This is a genomic window from Rhizobium sp. 01T437 (assembly GCF_056398505.1).
In genome coordinates, this window is the sequence record NZ_JBFTPM010000001.1 from 596,255 (window position 1) to 612,558 (window position 16,304).

General features: G+C 59.3%; 14 protein-coding genes. 3 read left to right on the plus strand and 11 right to left on the minus strand.

Going from position 1 to position 16,304, the window contains the following annotated elements:
• Positions 1–5 precede the first annotated feature (5 nt).
• From pdhA to eno, 3 genes are all read right to left on the minus strand, one after another.
• Positions 6–1,052, minus strand: a complete 1,047-nt coding sequence (gene pdhA, locus AC1DM5_RS03055) for a pyruvate dehydrogenase (acetyl-transferring) E1 component subunit alpha (RefSeq protein WP_477822546.1) — start codon at positions 1,050–1,052, stop codon at positions 6–8.
• Between the two features lie 146 nt (positions 1,053–1,198).
• On the minus strand, positions 1,199–1,519 hold the full coding sequence (locus AC1DM5_RS03060) for an FtsB family cell division protein (protein ID WP_007822443.1): 321 nt from the start codon (positions 1,517–1,519) through the stop codon (positions 1,199–1,201).
• A gap of 146 nt (positions 1,520–1,665) precedes the next feature.
• Positions 1,666–2,940 carry a phosphopyruvate hydratase gene (eno, locus tag AC1DM5_RS03065; RefSeq protein ID WP_037106212.1) on the minus strand — a complete coding sequence of 425 codons (1,275 nt, stop codon included), beginning with the start codon at positions 2,938–2,940 and terminating at the stop codon, positions 1,666–1,668.
• 475 nt (positions 2,941–3,415) lie between these two features.
• Here eno and AC1DM5_RS03070 point away from each other — a divergent pair, with 475 nt between their 5' ends.
• Entirely contained in the window at positions 3,416–5,227 is a 1,812-nt protein-coding gene (locus tag AC1DM5_RS03070) for a methyl-accepting chemotaxis protein (protein ID WP_477974566.1), read from the plus strand.
• Positions 5,228–5,240: 13 nt separating this feature from the next.
• On the opposite strand, the gene kdsA is transcribed toward AC1DM5_RS03070, so the two are convergent.
• Complete coding sequence (gene kdsA, locus AC1DM5_RS03075; protein ID WP_007822434.1) at positions 5,241–6,089, minus strand: 3-deoxy-8-phosphooctulonate synthase; 849 nt, start codon at positions 6,087–6,089, stop codon at positions 5,241–5,243.
• Positions 6,086–6,973 (minus strand): VOC family protein, encoded by an 888-nt coding sequence (locus tag AC1DM5_RS03080; protein WP_477823467.1) that lies wholly within the window; start codon positions 6,971–6,973, stop codon positions 6,086–6,088. Before AC1DM5_RS03080 ends, kdsA begins: the two co-directional genes overlap by 4 nt.
• A gap of 197 nt (positions 6,974–7,170) precedes the next feature.
• On the opposite strand from AC1DM5_RS03080, the gene lexA reads away from it, so the two are divergent.
• A complete protein-coding gene (gene lexA / locus AC1DM5_RS03085) occupies positions 7,171–7,896 on the plus strand; it encodes a transcriptional repressor LexA (RefSeq protein ID WP_007822432.1) in 726 nt (241 codons plus the stop codon).
• Here lexA and AC1DM5_RS03090 read toward each other — a convergent pair.
• A complete protein-coding gene (locus tag AC1DM5_RS03090) occupies positions 7,877–10,252 on the minus strand; it encodes a ComEC/Rec2 family competence protein (RefSeq protein ID WP_477974568.1) in 2,376 nt (791 codons plus the stop codon). The two genes, lexA and AC1DM5_RS03090, sit on opposite strands and share 20 nt — an antisense overlap.
• A 340-nt stretch (positions 10,253–10,592) precedes the next feature.
• On the opposite strand from AC1DM5_RS03090, the gene gltA reads away from it, so the two are divergent.
• Positions 10,593–11,882 (plus strand): citrate synthase, encoded by a 1,290-nt coding sequence (gene gltA / locus AC1DM5_RS03095; protein WP_477823465.1) that lies wholly within the window; start codon positions 10,593–10,595, stop codon positions 11,880–11,882.
• Between the two features lie 31 nt (positions 11,883–11,913).
• Here the strand turns inward: gltA and lpxB are convergent, their stop codons facing one another.
• From lpxB to lpxD, 5 genes are read right to left on the minus strand one after another with little or no spacing between them, the layout of a single operon-like run.
• Positions 11,914–13,083 (minus strand): lipid-A-disaccharide synthase, encoded by a 1,170-nt coding sequence (gene lpxB / locus AC1DM5_RS03100; RefSeq protein ID WP_477823464.1) that lies wholly within the window; start codon positions 13,081–13,083, stop codon positions 11,914–11,916.
• Positions 13,080–13,961 carry an LpxI family protein gene (locus AC1DM5_RS03105; RefSeq protein WP_477823463.1) on the minus strand — a complete coding sequence of 294 codons (882 nt, stop codon included), beginning with the start codon at positions 13,959–13,961 and terminating at the stop codon, positions 13,080–13,082. The genes lpxB and AC1DM5_RS03105 overlap by 4 nt, the downstream gene beginning before the upstream one ends.
• A 3-nt stretch (positions 13,962–13,964) precedes the next feature.
• A complete protein-coding gene (gene lpxA / locus AC1DM5_RS03110) occupies positions 13,965–14,783 on the minus strand; it encodes an acyl-ACP--UDP-N-acetylglucosamine O-acyltransferase (RefSeq protein ID WP_477823462.1) in 819 nt (272 codons plus the stop codon).
• Positions 14,780–15,247, minus strand: a complete 468-nt coding sequence (gene fabZ / locus AC1DM5_RS03115; protein WP_477823461.1) for a 3-hydroxyacyl-ACP dehydratase FabZ — start codon at positions 15,245–15,247, stop codon at positions 14,780–14,782. Before fabZ ends, lpxA begins: the two co-directional genes overlap by 4 nt.
• On the minus strand, positions 15,240–16,301 hold the full coding sequence (gene lpxD / locus AC1DM5_RS03120) for a UDP-3-O-(3-hydroxymyristoyl)glucosamine N-acyltransferase (RefSeq protein WP_477823460.1): 1,062 nt from the start codon (positions 16,299–16,301) through the stop codon (positions 15,240–15,242). The genes fabZ and lpxD overlap by 8 nt, the downstream gene beginning before the upstream one ends.
• Between the last annotated feature and the right edge of the window lie 3 nt (positions 16,302–16,304).

The following is a 16,304-nucleotide window of genomic DNA, read 5'->3' on the forward strand; positions in this document are numbered from 1 at the left end:
CCCGATTAGAGCAGAATGTCAGTGTAGAGCTCGGATGCATCCGGCTCCGGATCGGCCTGGGCGAAATCGGCGCTGTCGGCGACGATATCGCGGACTTCCTTGTCGATCGCCTTCAGATCGTCTTCGGTTGCCCAGCCCTTTTCCATCACGCGCAGGCGAACCTGCTCGATCGGGTCCTGCTCGGAGCGCATCTTCTGCACTTCTTCCTTGGTACGGTACTTCGCCGGGTCCGACATGGAGTGGCCGCGGTAGCGATAGGTCAGCATTTCAAGGATGATCGGGCCCTTGCCCGAGCGGCAGTGCTCGAGCGCCTCATCGGCAGCAGCCTTGACGGCACGAACGTCCATGCCGTCAACCTGGACGCCCGGAATACCGAAGCCGGAACCGCGAAGCGAATAGTTCGACTGAGCCGTCGCGCGCGCCGTCGAGGTGCCCATAGCATAACGGTTGTTTTCGACGATATAGACGATCGGCAGCTTCCAGAGAGCAGCCATGTTGAAGCTCTCGTAGACCTGGCCCTGGTTGGCAGCACCGTCGCCGAAATAGGCAATCGAGACCGAGTTGTTGCCGCGATACCTGTTGGCGAAGGCGAGACCGGTGCCGAGCGACACCTGCGCGCCGACGATGCCGTGACCGCCGTAGAAATGCTTCTCCTTGGAGAACATGTGCATCGAACCGCCCTTCCCGTGGGAATAGCCGTTGCGGCGGCCGGTCAGCTCGGCCATGACGCCGCGTGCTTCCATGCCGGTGGCCAGCATGTGGCCGTGGTCGCGATAGGCGGTGATGACCTGATCGCCTTCCTTCTGCGCCATCTGCATGCCGACGACGACAGCTTCCTGACCGATGTAAAGGTGACAGAAACCACCGATGAAGCCCATGCCGTAAAGCTGGCCCGCCTTTTCCTCGAAACGGCGGATGAGCAGCATCTCGCGATAGGCCTTCAGCTCCTCGTCGCGATCGAAATCGGCGATAGGACCACCGTTCGATGCCTTGGCTGCGGATTTCGCACTGTTTTTGCGGCTGGAAACGGTCGCGGTTTTGCGCAACGCCATTCAACCCTCCCTATGGGTTTATCGGTTCTCGGGTGGCGCGTACCATAGGGAAGAAAAATGACCACAGCAATGCCATATTTGCATGGCTCATATTCGCAGGTAAATTATTGATAAATAACAGGAATTTTTGATTAACCGAAATTCGGTTAATTGCGATAGTGATTGTAAATGACAATCTCATCCGCGCGCGACATATTGAGCTGATATCGCGCCTTTTCGTCGAGCATATCCTTGTCCAGCGAGCCATCACTCAAGAGCGCCACTTGCGCCTCCAGATGCTCACGCTTGACCTTCAGCACAGCCAATTCCTTCTCACGCGCAACACGCTGGCGCTCGAACGCCTCCGTCGCACGCAGACCATAGTCACCATGGATGCAATGATAACCGAAATAGGAGAGGAAGGCGACCGTCATGGCCGGAATGACGAAGCGGCCAGTCTTTCTCTTCTTATGATGCTTTGTCCACATACACGCATGCTCTAACGCATTACCAATCGTTTCAATTTAGCGCGCAGAGATTAACCGTTCGTTGACTCAACGCCCATCACGGGCAGACTCAACAAAAAAACCCGCGCCGGAGCGCGGGTTCCAAATGCCTGATTTTTCAGTTCGTATTAGCCGCGGATGATGGAGCGGCCGGCATACTGAGCCTGCGGGCCGAGACCTTCTTCGATGCGGATCAGCTGGTTGTACTTGGCAAGGCGATCCGAGCGCGACAGCGAGCCGGTCTTGATCTGGCCGCAGTTGGTGGCAACTGCGAGATCGGCGATCGTGGAATCTTCCGTTTCGCCCGAGCGGTGCGACATGACGGCAGTGTAGGCTGCCTTGTGCGCGGTGTTGACGGCGTCGAGCGTTTCCGTCAGCGAGCCGATCTGGTTGACCTTGACGAGGATCGAGTTGGCAACGCCCATGCGGATACCGTCACGCAGGCGAGCCGAGTTGGTGACGAACAGGTCATCGCCGACGAGCTGGCACTTTTTGCCGACGAGATCGGTCAGTGTCTTCCAGCCTTCCCAATCGTCTTCTGCCATGCCGTCTTCGACGGAAATGATCGGGTACTTGCCGACGAGTTCGGCGAGGTATTCGGCCATTGCGCCCGGTTCGAGCGTGCGACCTTCGCCTTCCATCACATACTTGCCGTCCTTGAAGAATTCCGTCGAGGCGCAATCGAGGCCGAGATAAATGTCCTCGCCCGGCTTGTAGCCGGCCTTCTCAACCGACTTCATGATGAAGTCGAGGGCTTCCGGAGCGCTCTTCAGGCCCGGTGCAAAACCGCCTTCGTCGCCGACATTGGTGTTGTGCCCCTGGGCGGCAAGTTCCTTGCGCAGCGTATGGAAGACTTCCGAGCCCATGCGGACGGCTTCACGGATCGAGTCTGCGCCAACCGGCAGGATCATGAATTCCTGGAAATCGATCGGGTTGTCGGCATGCGCGCCACCGTTGATGATGTTCATCATCGGAACCGGCAGCAGGCTGGCCGAAGCGCCACCGACATAACGGTAGAGCGGCAGGCCGGAAGCTTCCGCGGCAGCCTTGGCAACGGCGAGCGAAACGCCGAGGATCGCGTTAGCGCCGAGGCGCGACTTGTTCGGCGTACCGTCGAGCTCGATCATGATCTTGTCGATCTGGATCTGGTTTTCGGCGTCGATGCCGCCGATGGCGTCGAAGATCTCGGTGTTGGCGGCTTCGACGGCCTTTTCGACACCCTTGCCGAGGTAGCGCTTGCCGCCGTCACGCAGTTCGACGGCTTCATGCGCGCCAGTCGAAGCACCCGAGGGAACAGCCGCACGGCCCATGCTGCCGTCTTCGAGATAGACATCGACTTCGACGGTGGGGTTACCACGGCTATCGAGAATCTCGCGGGCGATGATATCGGTAATTGCAGTCATGATTTTTTCCTGCTCGGTGGGTGGATAAATCGTTTGAAACCGTCTTAATCGAAGGTGCGCAAATTACAATGCCGCAATTTTGCACGTTCAGGCAGCGCATCAGACGTGGCCTATAGCACAATCATGTCAGGGTTTTGAAGGGAACGGCAGTCGCCGGTCAGCATATCCCACCCATCGAAAGACGATAAACTGTTTATCCGGGCAGAATGTTGGCAAGCCGCCGCCGTCGGCAGCAACCCACGGCTGAAAATTCCTGCAACAGCCCCAATTTTGGACGGCTTCCCGCCCTTTGATTTCAGCCTTCGGTAACCATCCCAGTCTAATTTTAAGAGCTTGAGTGAGACCCTCAAAAGTCAGTCATGCCAGCCGCTCGGGCAAATATGGAACGGCTTGGACGAGCAGCTGCGGTTTCCCTCAAAAACAACCAGTACGGGATTTTATCGACTCTCTTGGCGGCATTTCATACGAGGCACAGATGAAACTTAATATTGCACGCAGCCTTGCCATTTTCGGTGCCGTTGTCATCCTCGGACTGGTGACCTCCATCGGCTTGCAGAATTACGCGTTCAACATGCTTCGCGTGAACGGACTGATGTATAAACAGATCATCTATGGCAAGGATCTCGTCGCCGATATTCTCCCGCCGCCGCTCTATGTCATCGAACCCTACATGCTCGCGCTCGAAGCCGTCGAGCAACCGGCCTCGGCAACGGCCAATATCGAACGCATCCGAACGGTTCTGAAGCCGGCTTATGAAGACCGCCGCAAATACTGGTCAGAAACGCCGCTCAGCGCCGATCTCAAGCGCAAGCTTCTCGATGACGTTCTCGTCAAGGGCGACGCCTTCTGGCAAGTCATGAATGAGGAGGCGGTGCCTGCAATCCTCAAGGGCGACAAGGCCGCCGTAGAACCGGCGCTCATCAAGCTTGCGACGAATTTTCATGTTCACGAAAAGGCCGTGAACGAACTCGTGGCGATGGCGAACGCCTTCCAGGCGGATGCCGAAAAGCAGGCTGCCGAACAGACGGAACTGCTCTCCACCGTTACACTATCGGCCGCCGCGCTTTCCTTCGTGCTCATCGTTGCCGGGCTCTACATGTTCCGCCGGCGCGCGATCGTGCCGCTATCGGCGATGCGCGACTACATGGCGGTTCTCGCAAACGGCGACTATTCCCGCGAAGTTCCCTATGTCAGACGATCCGACGAAATCGGAGAAATGGCGCGTGCAGTCACGGTCTTTCGCGAATCGGCGGAAGAACGGAACGCCATCCGCGCGCACCAGGACGAGGAACGGCAGGCACAGATGCGCCGCGATGCCGAACTCGACGCATCGAAGAGCGTGGAGAATGCCACGCGTCAGCGCGTCATCGAGAGCCTGAGCGCCGGCCTGGAGCGTCTTTCACGCGGCGACCTGACCGTGCGTCTCGACGAGCAGTTCGCCAACACTTATGAAAAGCTTCGCGAGACCTTCAATACCAGCATCATCATTCTTTCCGATGCCATGAAGGACATTTATGCCGCCACGAATACGGTCGGCGACAGTTCGCGCGAAATCGCACTCAGCACCAATGATCTGGCACAGCGCACCGAGAGCCAGGCTACCTCACTCGAGCAGGCGGCTTCGGCGCTGGATCAGATCACGGTCACGGTGAAAAACTCCTCGGAGCGTGCCCAGGAAGCCAATGCGATGATGTCGGCTACGAAGGAGAGTGCGGCGCATTCCGCCGAGATCGTTCGCGAAGCGGTTACCGCGATGGAGAAAATCGAGGAATCAGCGGTCAAGATCGGCGATATTATCAACGCCATCGATGAGATCGCCTTTCAGACCAATCTTTTGGCGCTCAACGCAGGCGTCGAGGCAGCACGCGCCGGAGACGCCGGGAAAGGCTTTGCCGTCGTCGCTCAGGAAGTCCGCGAGCTCGCTGGCCGCTCCGCCAATCTCGCCAAGGAGATCAAGCTTCTCGTCGAGACGTCGTCGCGGCAGGTTTCCGCGGGCGTGGCACTTGTCAACCGCACCGGTGAGGCACTCGGCGATATAGACCGCCAGGTGCTGCAGGTGACGGCGCTGATCGAAGCGATCGTGCGCTCGTCTTCGGAACAGTCGGTCGCGCTCGTCGAGGTCAACGCTGCCGTCAACCGCATGGATCAGGTGACACAGCAGAATGCGGCGATGGCCGAAGAGACGAACGCCGCCTGCCAGGAACTCGGCAACGAGGCGTCCCATCTCGGGCGCATGCTCTCCCGCTTCGCACTGGAGGAAAGGCGCCCGTCCCGCGCGGCAGCCTGATGCTGCCTGTCGTTCAGGCGGCCTTGGCGATCGCGTCGAAGGCGAGAAGCTTCTCGAGAAGCCGTGGCATATCCTTGAGATAGACCATGTTCGGCCCGTCACAGGGCGCGTTATCCGGGTCCTGATGGGTTTCGATAAAGACACCGGCTACGCCGACAGCCACGGCTGCACGGGCCAGCGTCTCCACGAACTGCCGCTCTCCGCCGGAGGTTTCCCCCTGCCCGCCAGGCTGCTGGACGGAATGCGTGGCGTCGAAAATGACGGGCGCGCCCGTTGCTGCCATGATTGGCAGGGAACGCATGTCGGAGACCAGCGTATTGTAACCGAAGGAAGCGCCGCGCTCGCAGAGCAAGATGTTCGGATTGCCGCTCTGGTTTAGCTTGCCGAGCACGTTCTTCATATCCCAAGGCGCCAGGAACTGGCCTTTCTTGACGTTGATAACGCGACCGGTCTTTGCCGCAGCCACCAGGAGATCTGTCTGACGAGACAGGAAGGCCGGTATCTGCAGGATGTCGACGACCTTGCCCACTTCGGCGCATTGTTCTTCAGTGTGGATGTCGGTCAGAACCGGAATGCCGAGTTCCTTCTTGAGATCGGCAAAAACCTCCAGCCCCTTCTCAAGGCCGACACCGCGTTTGCTCGACAAGGAAGAGCGGTTCGCCTTGTCGAACGAGGTCTTATAGACGAGCCCGATGCCGAGCTTGGTGCACAGTTCCTTCAACGTGCCGGCAACCATGAACGCATGGTCGCGGCTTTCCATTTCGCAAGCGCCGGCAATCAGCGACAGGCGTGCGGCATTGGAGAAGGTGACTTTGCCGGCGCCCTCGCCGACCGTCACAACGGAATTGGTAGTGGAGCTCATGATGTTTCCTCGAAAGCGAAGAGCACGCCCTGACCGGGCGCGGGCTTCACCAGAATACGGTTGCCCTTGCGTGTATAGGTCACCCCGTTAGCAGCCAAATGCGCTTCTGTCACGGCCAGATCGCCAACGGCAAAGAGGATTGCCCGGCCGCGCAGGCCGCGATCGATATTCGGCGTCGCCAGATCGAAATAGGCCTCCAGCCCCTGCGGGGTCATCAGGCTGATCTTTGCGTTTCCAGTGGGGACCTCCAGCCCGAAACTCGTGACATCAGCAGAAGCGGCTTTTACCGCCGAGCCAACGAACTCGCCGAAGGCTGTCGGGTCAGGGGCTCCGAGCGCGATCTCGGCAATGCCTGTCACGCCGTTGGCGTGGGTCTCCAGCACGTTGCGATCGGTTGGAAGCGGGTTGATGCGCTCGACAGCGAAGAGAAAGAAATCCGGTGCCCGGAGGTCGGCAGCGAAGGCAAGCCGGAAGCCGGCGATGCTTTCCGTGCCATCCGGCATTTTCACTGGGCGTTCGAACTGTAGCACAGAACCAGCACTGATGCTGCCCTTCACGAATCGAGCATGTTCATGCTTCGCATCCGCTGTCGCGAAGGCGATGGCGGACAGTCCCTCGCTACCGCAGCGGAAGCGGAAAGCCTGATTGCGGGCCGTGAAGACATTGCCCTCACGTGCCGTCTCCTCGCTCTCCTCGACGCTCGCGACACCGAGCGGCTCAAGATAGGTTTTGTCGGCAAAGAAAACGCAGGCATTCTCCGTGCCGAAGGGGTGGCGGGCATCGGGCGCGACGGTAAAGCCCAGCTTGCCCAGCCTTTCGCGGGCTAGGTCGATATCGGTAACCGGCAAAACGAGATGATCGATCGGAAGCGTGTCTTGGCTCATCGGTTCTTCTCCCAGCAATCACAAGGAGATGTGCTTCAGCAAGCCTCGTGAAGCAAGGCCAGACAGGCCTAAGGGCGATAAAAATCAAATTCTCGACAGATTGAACAGAAGTTTTACGAAAATTTAGCTACTTGCGGAACACATATGGAACATATAGTGTCCGTTCTGGATTTGTTTCAAGACTGGGGTTAGACGCCATGCTCACGCGCAAACAACAGGAACTCCTTCTTTTCATTCATGAAAGGATGAAGGAGTCAGGCGTTCCACCGTCTTTCGACGAGATGAAGGACGCACTGGATCTGGCCTCGAAATCGGGTATTCACCGGCTGATCACGGCGCTCGAAGAACGCGGCTTCATTCGCCGGCTTCCGAACCGGGCGCGCGCGCTCGAAGTCATCAAACTGCCGGAAGCCTACAGCCCGAGCCTGCAGCCTCGGCGCGGCTTTTCGCCGAGCGTCATCGAGGGCAGCCTCGGCAAGCCCCAGCCCGTAGCACCTCCTGCCTCGGCAAAGCCAGCACCTGCTGCCGATAACGGCAATGCGGTCTCCGTTCCCGTCATGGGCCGCATCGCCGCCGGTGTTCCCATCTCGGCAATCCAGAACAATACGCATGACATCACCGTTCCCGCCGATATGCTCGGCTCCGGTGAACATTATGCGCTCGAAGTTCGCGGCGACTCGATGATCGAAGCCGGCATCTTCGATGGCGACACGGTCATCATCCGCAATGGCAGCACGGCCAATCCGGGTGATATTGTCGTCGCACTCGTCGATGACGAGGAAGCAACGCTCAAGCGCTTCCGCCGCAAGGGCGCATCGATTGCGCTCGAGGCTGCAAACCCCGCTTACGAGACCCGCATTTTCCCGCCGGATCGCGTCAAGGTCCAGGGCAAGCTCGTCGGTCTCATTCGCCGCTATCACTGACCGGTGACAGATTGGCGTCTGCGAATGTGTTGCTGCGCCAATTATAGGCGCGGTGGCGTATCCAGGGTCGCCCCAATGTGTCGAATGCGGTTGCGACCTCAACTCCCTTATCAGTGAATCGAAGTTCGACAGAACCTGTCTTGCGCAGCGTCTCGCCGGTAAAGAGCAGCGCGCCGGAACGACAACGGTCGAAGCGCAATCGGACAGGGGTCACGACAATATCAGCCGTATCGCAAGCTGGCCCGAGATAGGCAGCATTGTCGATGACAGTCAGTTTCTTTCCGTTACCGAGCAAAGTGGTGCACCAGGCGCCCTTCAGGCAGGAGAAGCGTGACGGCGGGCCGACGGCGACTGCCTGTCTCATTGCCGCTCCGGCTTCATTCCGTTGATCGGGTGACAGTTGCAGTCTTTTGCCATCAGGCGCAGTGGGCGCCTTGGCAGTTTGGAGCATAACCGGCTTCCGATGCTCTTCGATGGCAAGTGCCCTATGCCATTGTTCGAAGATGAAGGCGGGCGGCTTTTCACGGTTCGAAGCCATCGCCTCTGCATCGATTATAGCGACCAGACCGCCATCTTCGGAGATGGCGATGTCGGGCATCGCCTCTGACGGAAGCAGTACAATAGCGAGCGTCGAGACCGCGATAATTGCCGTTCCCATGTGCCGCAGCCGGGTTCTGAGCAGGGTCAGCAGCAGAAATCCGAAAACGGCGGTCGGGAAATACCAGCCGGGCAAGCGGCCTACATCTATGTTGCCGCCCCACCCCGCTACTGCCTTTGCGATGGTGATCACCAGATCAAGCCCGAAGCCTACCACCGGCCATAGCCAGCCGTCCAGACCAAACGGCATCAGCAGCATTGCCAGCATCCCGGCCGGCATGACGATGAAGGTGATGACCGGCATGGCCGCGAGATTTGCCGGCAGGCCATAGGCAGTCAGCCGGTGGAAATGCTCGATCGAAAACAGCGCCGTCGAGAAACCACCGATCAGCGACGTCAGGAAAACGCCACCGAAGAAGCCACCAACCATGAAAAAGGGCTTCATGATCGGCAGCTTGGCAAAGGCATTCTCCCGCATCGGCCGCCCCTTCCAGAGGTCGTATCCGGCGACCAGGGCAAGCGTTGCAGCAAAGGACATCTGGAAACTCGGCCCCAGCACCTCCGATGGCGAGACCCCGAGGATCACGAGAGCGGATAGCGCCACGTTTCTGAGACTGATCGACGGCCGGTCGAAGAAGACCGCAACCAGCATAATCGCCATCATGATGAAGGCGCGTTCGGCGGAGACGGCAAAACCCGAGATCAGATAGTAGGCCGTCACCGCAGCGAGCGCGCCGGCCGCCGCGATCTTCTTGATCGGCCATGCCTGGGCAATACCGGGAAAAAGACTGAGGATGACACGCAGGCCGACAAAGAAGATGCCGGCGGAGAGCGCCATATTGAGGCCGGAGATCGCGATGATATGCGCAAGGCCGGATTGCCGCAGCGCCTCCGTCGTTTCATCCGAGATCGCCCGTCTCTCATCGGTGACAAGGGAGGCGGCAAAGGCCCCGGTGTCGCCGGGCAGCGTGGAGCGGATCCGATCGCCAATGCCGCTTCTCAGGCGGTAAAGCCACTCCAGGGTGGTCTCACCGACCGAGCCAGCTTGCTCCGGCTGTTCTGCAACCCTCTTCGGTGCTCCATAGAAGAAGCCGTTGGCACCAATGCCGTCAAAATAGGCATTGAAGGCAAAATCATTGAGGTGGGGGAGTGCTGGTCCTGCCGGAGGCGTGAGACGCGCCCTGCCCTCGATGACGTCGCCGAGTTCGAACGGCTGGGTGGCCCCGCGGACCAGCACGGAGATGCGTTCGGGCGGACGCTTGATCTCAGGAGCATCCGTGCCGGTGACGTCAAGAATATAACGCCAGCGCCCTTGGCCATCGCCTTCTCGGCGTTCGATCCGGCCGGACACCGTTCTCGTTACGGCTGAATCGAGGATCAGGGTCTTTGCCCGCCATGTTTCGATCTGCGCGGAGAGCATTCCACCGGCAAAAAGAAACAGAGCAAGCAGCGTCGCCCGCAGTTTCGTCCGGGCATAACCGCAGAGCGCAACGGCAATAAGGAGAACAAGCAGGCAGAGACCGAGCGACACGGCCGGAAAGTCCGAGGCCGCCAGAAACCAGGTCGCGGCACCCGCACCAAGGAAGACCGGCGAGAAGAGGAGGAGGCGACCGTGGCCGGCCTCTTCGGCGGCCATACGCATCGACGACCCGACGTATCGTTTCGCAACAGTCACCAATCGCCATCGAAATGGGATCGCAACCTGCGTACGAGCCGATTGCGTCATAATGGCGCGCGGGGCAATGCCAGCAAAATCCATCTTTTGATCAATGGATTGCTCTTGTCGTTCTCTTGTCTCTAACCCCGCCATAATCGCCTGGACCCGCCCCCGGATACTGGCAGAATGCAACCTGAAATCAAAACGAGCAAACAATAATCGATTGAAATAAGAGGAAAATTCACAGGAGCGAAAATCCAGTCAAATCATGGTGTTCTGATATGCATTTAGCTCATCGCTGCAGTGCCTAAAAGATGATGCCGCGATGCACAAAATGGCATCACGGTAACTTGGCATTAGCTTCCCGATCATATAGCTATCGCTGAGGACGCTTAACTCTTATGGCGCTTTTGCGGCGCCACCGCCACTCCGGAGGATCAGCATGACGGATCAAAGCGCTACAATCAAAATCGGTGACAAATCAGTCGACCTCGCCGTCCGAAACGGCACGGTCGGACCCAGCGTCATTGATATCGGTGCCCTCTACAAGAACACGGCTTCCTTCACCTACGATCCCGGGTTTACGTCGACCGCATCTTGTGAATCGAAGATCACCTATATCGACGGCGACGAAGGCGTTCTGCTGCATCGCGGTTACCCGATCGAGCAGCTTGCCGAGCATGGCGACTTCCTGGAAGCCTGCTACCTGCTGCTTTACGGCGAATTGCCGACCGCCGCCCAGAAGAAGGACTTCGACTATCGTGTCACGCACCACACCATGGTGCATGAGCAGATGAGCCGCTTCTTCACCGGCTTCCGTCGCGACGCTCATCCGATGGCCGTCATGTGCGGCTGCGTCGGCGCGCTTTCGGCCTTCTATCACGACTCCACCGACATCACCGATCCGCACCAGCGCATGGTCGCTAGCCTGCGCATGATCGCCAAGATGCCGACGCTCGCCGCGATGGCCTATAAGTACCATATCGGCCAACCCTTCGTTTACCCGAAGAACGATCTCGATTACGCGTCCAACTTCCTGCGCATGTGCTTTGCTGTTCCCTGCGAGGAATATGTCGTCAATCCGGTGCTCGCACGCGCCATGGACCGTATCTTCATCCTGCATGCCGATCACGAGCAGAACGCCTCGACCTCGACCGTCCGTCTCGCCGGCTCCTCGGGTGCGAACCCGTTCGCCTGCATCGCCGCCGGCATCGCCTGCCTCTGGGGCCCCGCTCACGGCGGCGCCAACGAAGCAGCCCTCAACATGCTGACGGAAATCGGCACTGTCGACCGCATTCCGGAATATATCGCCCGCGCCAAGGACAAGAACGATCCGTTCCGCCTGATGGGCTTTGGTCACCGCGTCTACAAGAACTACGATCCACGCGCCAAGATCATGCAGAAGACCACGCATGAAGTTCTCGGCGAACTCGGCATCAAGGACGATCCGCTTCTCGAAGTCGCCATGGAGCTGGAGCGCATCGCTCTGACCGACTCATACTTCATCGAGAAGAAGCTCTACCCGAACATCGACTTCTACTCCGGCATCACGCTGAAGGCGCTCGGCTTCCCCACGACCATGTTCACCGTGCTCTTCGCTCTGGCCCGCACCGTCGGCTGGATCGCACAGTGGAACGAAATGATCGAAGATCCGGAACAGCGTATCGGTCGTCCGCGCCAGCTCTATATCGGCGAACCGAAGCGCGACTACGTGCCGGTTTCCAAGCGCTAAGCGCTGACTTCGAACTAAAAAGAAAACCCGGTCAGGAATGGCCGGGTTTTTTGTTGGCGAGAACAGCGAGCAGTATCTGTGCTGCATGCTCTCCGGGCGGCTTTTCTGTCTGCATGTGCTGCCAGATGAGCTCGTAGCCTTCCTTCATCGCCTTGAGCTGGTAGGTGTCGGCTGACAGCCTCTCCATCCAGCGCGCGAGGCTTGCGCCGCGAACGATATCGTTCAGATATTCCGGGACGACCGAGTAGTCGGCGATCAGATTGGGCAGTGCGCCGCTCCAGGTCTTGATGCCTGACGTCAGCATGCGCATGATCCAGTCGACCTTGTAAGCGGAAACGACGGGTACATCAGCAAGCGCCAGTTCCAGGATCACCGTGCCGGACGCTGCCATGGCCGCATCGGCTTCGGCGAAGGCCTTCCATTTCGCTTCAGCACCCACAACGATTTCCGGCTTTATCGTCCATTCCGCCGTCATTTCGCGCACAAACGCTTCCTTGTGCGGCACAGTCGGCAGCATGAAGCGTATCGGTCCATTGCGGGCGACGAGCTCCTCGGCGGCGGCCTCGAAATAAGGCAGAAGCTTCTTGATCTCGGACGAACGCGAGCCGGGAAGAAGCAGGATCGCACCGTCGCCGGGCTGTCGGCCAGCGCGCAGCCGCCGGGTCTCCAGCAGTGCTGCGTCGGCAACCAGACGATGGCCCACATAGGTTGTCGCCGGCCCGTTGAGACGCTGCATCACCGCCGGCTCGAAAGGAAGTATAGCCAGCACATGGTCGACATAGGCGCGCATGCGCTGGGCGCGATATTCCTTCCAGGCCCAGACACTGGGACAGACATAGTTGACGACTGGAAGGTCAGGCAGCGCCTTGCGCACGCGCTTGGCGACGCGATGGGTAAAGTCCGGGCTGTCGATGATGAGCAGGATATCGGGTTTCGACGCGATGATCGCCGCGGCCGTCTGCCGGATGCGGGACCAGAGCTTCGGCAGCTTTGCCAACACCTGGGTAATGCCCATGATGGAAAGTTCGGAGAAATCGAAGAGCGATTTCAATCCCTGGCTTTGCAGCCCCTCACCGCCGACGCCGACGAGTTCGATCGGCCCGGAATGGATCTTCCTCAGCCCGGCAATGAGATCGGCACCTAAGAGATCGCCGGAGACTTCGCCGGCTATGACGGCAATCCTCAGCGGTCTGTCGCTCATTGAAGCCCCCATCCCGGCAAGCCCTTGTCGATACCGCAGACAAAAAGACCGTTTTCGTCTGCCACTTTAATGAGCGCGTCGCGATCAAGCACCAGCGCCCGGCCGGCTTCGACGGCCACTCCTGCAAGCCCGGCGGCTTTGGCGTTGAGCACAGTGGACACACCAATCGCCGGCAGGTCGGCGCGAATATCCTGCTGGGGCTTGCTGAGCTTGACGAGCACACCGCGCCGGCGCGGCGATATGCGGCCTGCCGCTCTCAGGTTCGCCACGCGGTCAAGCATGCCGTCCGTGCCCTCAACGCCCTCAACAGCGACGACGCGCCCGCCGATCGAGACGGCGCCCTGCCCGATATCCAGACTGCCAAGCACATCCGCCGCCTTGCCTGCGCGCTCTATGTCACGACGATCCTCTTCATTGGGCGAAACAGCGCCCAGCGGGCCTGCGGTTGCCAGCAGATCCGGTGCAATCTCATGGGCGCCGACGACACGCAGACCTCGCCCTTCTATCAGCTTGATGACCATCTTCAGAACGGTATCGTCGCCCCCCGAAAGCAGCGTACGGATGGCTGCGGGCACCTTCGTCAGAATACGCAGCGTCGGCCGTACCTCGCGCCATTCCGGCCGCCGACGGACGCTGCCCGACATGACGACACGGCTTACTCCGTACCGCTTGAAAAGCCGATCGAGCGAAGCGAAATCACCGATACCGATCGTGGCGTGGTCGAAACCATCCCAACGACGGTCGCCCTCATCCTTCAGGATAACGATAACAGGATTTTCGCCGGCCGAACGTGCAGCCTCGGCGACATAAGACGGCAGAAGGCCGCCACCGGCAATGATCGCCAGCCGGCCTTCAGCGGTGTCACCGTCGGAAGCCACAGATCAGCCCTTCTGTCCCCGACTCGGCGAAGACAGCGCGCGATCACTTTCGGCCGCGATGAAATCGAGGATCTCGACCACCTGCTCGCAATCGGCATATTCGTCGCGGATTTGGGCTGCATTCTCGCGGATCGAGCCGGCACCCTCGAAGATAGCCTTATAGGCACGGCGAACTGTGTGAATGACGGCGCGATCGACGCCGGCTCGCGTCATGCCGACGACGTTGAGGCCGCTCAGAATGCCGGGATTGCCGTTCAGCATGCCGTAGGGAATGACGTCGTAACTCACGGCCGAGAGACCACCGACAAAGGCATATTTGCCGACTCGGGTGAACTGGTGCACTGCGGCGCCGCCGCTGATGATTGCGTGATCGCCAACGTACACATGGCCAGCCAGCATGACATTGTTGGACATGATAACGTGGTTGCCGACACGGCAATCATGAGCAACATGCGAATAGGCTAGGAAAAGACTGTTGTCGCCGATTACCGTCGAGCCGCCATGTTCGACGGTGCCGGTGTTCATCGTAACGCCCTCGCGAATGGTGCAGTTGCGTCCAATGATCAGCGACGTGTCGACGGCGCTGTGGCGGGCGCTCTGCGAGTCGCCGCCGATAACGGCTGAAGGAAATATACGCGTACCGGCGCCGACGGTCGTCAGACCGAGAACAACCACGTGGCTGATCAGTTCGACATTGTCTTGAAGTGTGACCTTGGGGCCAACATGGCAAAACGGGCCGACCACCACGCCTTCACCGACCGTGGCACCGTCTTCGACCACGGCCATCGGGTGGATTCTGGCGCTTTCGGCGATCATGCTCATGCGTTGTCCTTACGTACGATCATCGCGCCGATATCGGCCTCAGCGACGAGCGCTCCGTCGACCTTTGCGTCGCAATGAAATTTCCAGATATTGCCGCGCTGCTTGATTTTCTGCACGTGAAATTCAACGCGGTCGCCCGGCACGACCGGCTTGCGGAAGCGGGCATTGTCGATCGTCATGAAGTAGACGAGGTTGCCGGTCTGGCCTTCCTTCTTGGCGCAAATCGCGCCCGCAGTCTGCGCCATGCCTTCAACCAGCAGAACGCCAGGCATGATCGGCGCGTCAGGGAAGTGGCCGGAAAAATGCGGCTCGTTGACCGTCACATTCTTGATGCCAACGGCAGCATTGTCGCCATCGATATTGACGATCTTGTCGACCATCAAAAACGGATAGCGGTGCGGCAGCAGCTTTATGATTTCCATGATGTCTGCCGAAGAAAGCGTGGCGGCTGTTGCTTCAGTCATTCTTGCCTCCCTTTTTTCCGCGCGCCCCTGATTTTGCCATGAGCTGTGCAACATATTTCAGATAGTCATTTAGAGGACGTGCCGGTATTCCGCCATAGCGGCCGCCAGCAGCAAGATCGGTCATGACACCACTTTTTGCAGCGATCTGCGCGCCATCACCTATGGTGATATGTCCCTTGAGGCCGACCTGTCCACCGATCTGCACGCCATCGCCAACGATTGTGCTGCCGGCAAGCCCGACCTGCGAAACGATCGCGCAATGGCGTCCGATGCGGACGTTGTGGCCGACCTGGACCTGGTTATCGATCTTGGTTCCCTCGCCGATGACGGTATCGTCCATGGCGCCGCGATCGATCGTCGTATTGGCGCCGATCTCGACATTGTCCTGGATGATGACGCGACCGATCTGCACGATCTTGATCATGCCACGCGGGCCTGGTGCATAACCGAATCCATCCTGGCCGATACGGACACCATTATGGATGATGACGCCGTTGCCGATGAGCGCGCAGAGAATGCTCGCACCCGTCGCGATCGAACCGTTCCGGCCGATCTTGACGTTGGGACCGACGACCGAGTGAGCGCCGATGCGAGTGCCCTCGCCGATCTCCGCGCCGGGGCCGATGATCGCCATCGGCTCGACAATCACGCCCTTCTCTAGCCGCGCAGTCGGATCGATGATAGCGCTCGGCGCAATCTCGGTCTCGCCGGACGAAAACGTCACCGGCTTGAGAGCTGCGGGATAGAGAAATCCGCCGGCCATCGCAAAGGCAGCATGCGGATTAGAGGAGATCAACACAGGGATATGCGGCGGCACCAACTCAGCCAGCGCCTTGTCGCAAATCACGGCCGAAGCCTCGCAGGTCAGAAACTCGTCCCGGTTACGGCGAGAGAGGATATAACAGATATCCCCTGCCTGCGCCCTAGCGATGGGAGAGACCGAGCGTATGATGACATCGCCATGATCGGAATTGCCAAGTTCTGCCCCAAGAAATTGCGCTAACTCAGCAAGTCTCACGCCTTCATGGGGCAGAAAAAAAGTATTTTGCTCCATCGG

Excerpts from the sequence above, each read along its gene's own strand:
- lpxB (WP_477823464.1), bottom strand. The coding sequence starts at position 13,083 with ATGAGCGACAGACCGCTGAGGATTGCCGTCATAGCCGGCGAAGTCTCC.
- kdsA (WP_007822434.1), bottom strand. The coding sequence starts at position 6,089 with ATGAGCTCCACTACCAATTCCGTTGTGACGGTCGGCGAGGGCGCCGGC.
- lpxD (WP_477823460.1), bottom strand. The coding sequence starts at position 16,301 with ATGGAGCAAAATACTTTTTTTCTGCCCCATGAAGGCGTGAGACTTGCT.
- fabZ (WP_477823461.1), bottom strand. The coding sequence starts at position 15,247 with ATGACTGAAGCAACAGCCGCCACGCTTTCTTCGGCAGACATCATGGAA.
- AC1DM5_RS03090 (WP_477974568.1), bottom strand. The coding sequence starts at position 10,252 with ATGGATTTTGCTGGCATTGCCCCGCGCGCCATTATGACGCAATCGGCT.
- AC1DM5_RS03060 (WP_007822443.1), bottom strand. The coding sequence starts at position 1,519 with ATGTGGACAAAGCATCATAAGAAGAGAAAGACTGGCCGCTTCGTCATT.
- AC1DM5_RS03080 (WP_477823467.1), bottom strand. The coding sequence starts at position 6,973 with ATGAGCCAAGACACGCTTCCGATCGATCATCTCGTTTTGCCGGTTACC.
- pdhA (WP_477822546.1), bottom strand. The coding sequence starts at position 1,052 with ATGGCGTTGCGCAAAACCGCGACCGTTTCCAGCCGCAAAAACAGTGCG.
- AC1DM5_RS03070 (WP_477974566.1), top strand. The coding sequence starts at position 3,416 with ATGAAACTTAATATTGCACGCAGCCTTGCCATTTTCGGTGCCGTTGTC.
- lexA (WP_007822432.1), top strand. The coding sequence starts at position 7,171 with ATGCTCACGCGCAAACAACAGGAACTCCTTCTTTTCATTCATGAAAGG.
- gltA (WP_477823465.1), top strand. The coding sequence starts at position 10,593 with ATGACGGATCAAAGCGCTACAATCAAAATCGGTGACAAATCAGTCGAC.
- lpxA (WP_477823462.1), bottom strand. The coding sequence starts at position 14,783 with ATGAGCATGATCGCCGAAAGCGCCAGAATCCACCCGATGGCCGTGGTC.
- eno (WP_037106212.1), bottom strand. The coding sequence starts at position 2,940 with ATGACTGCAATTACCGATATCATCGCCCGCGAGATTCTCGATAGCCGT.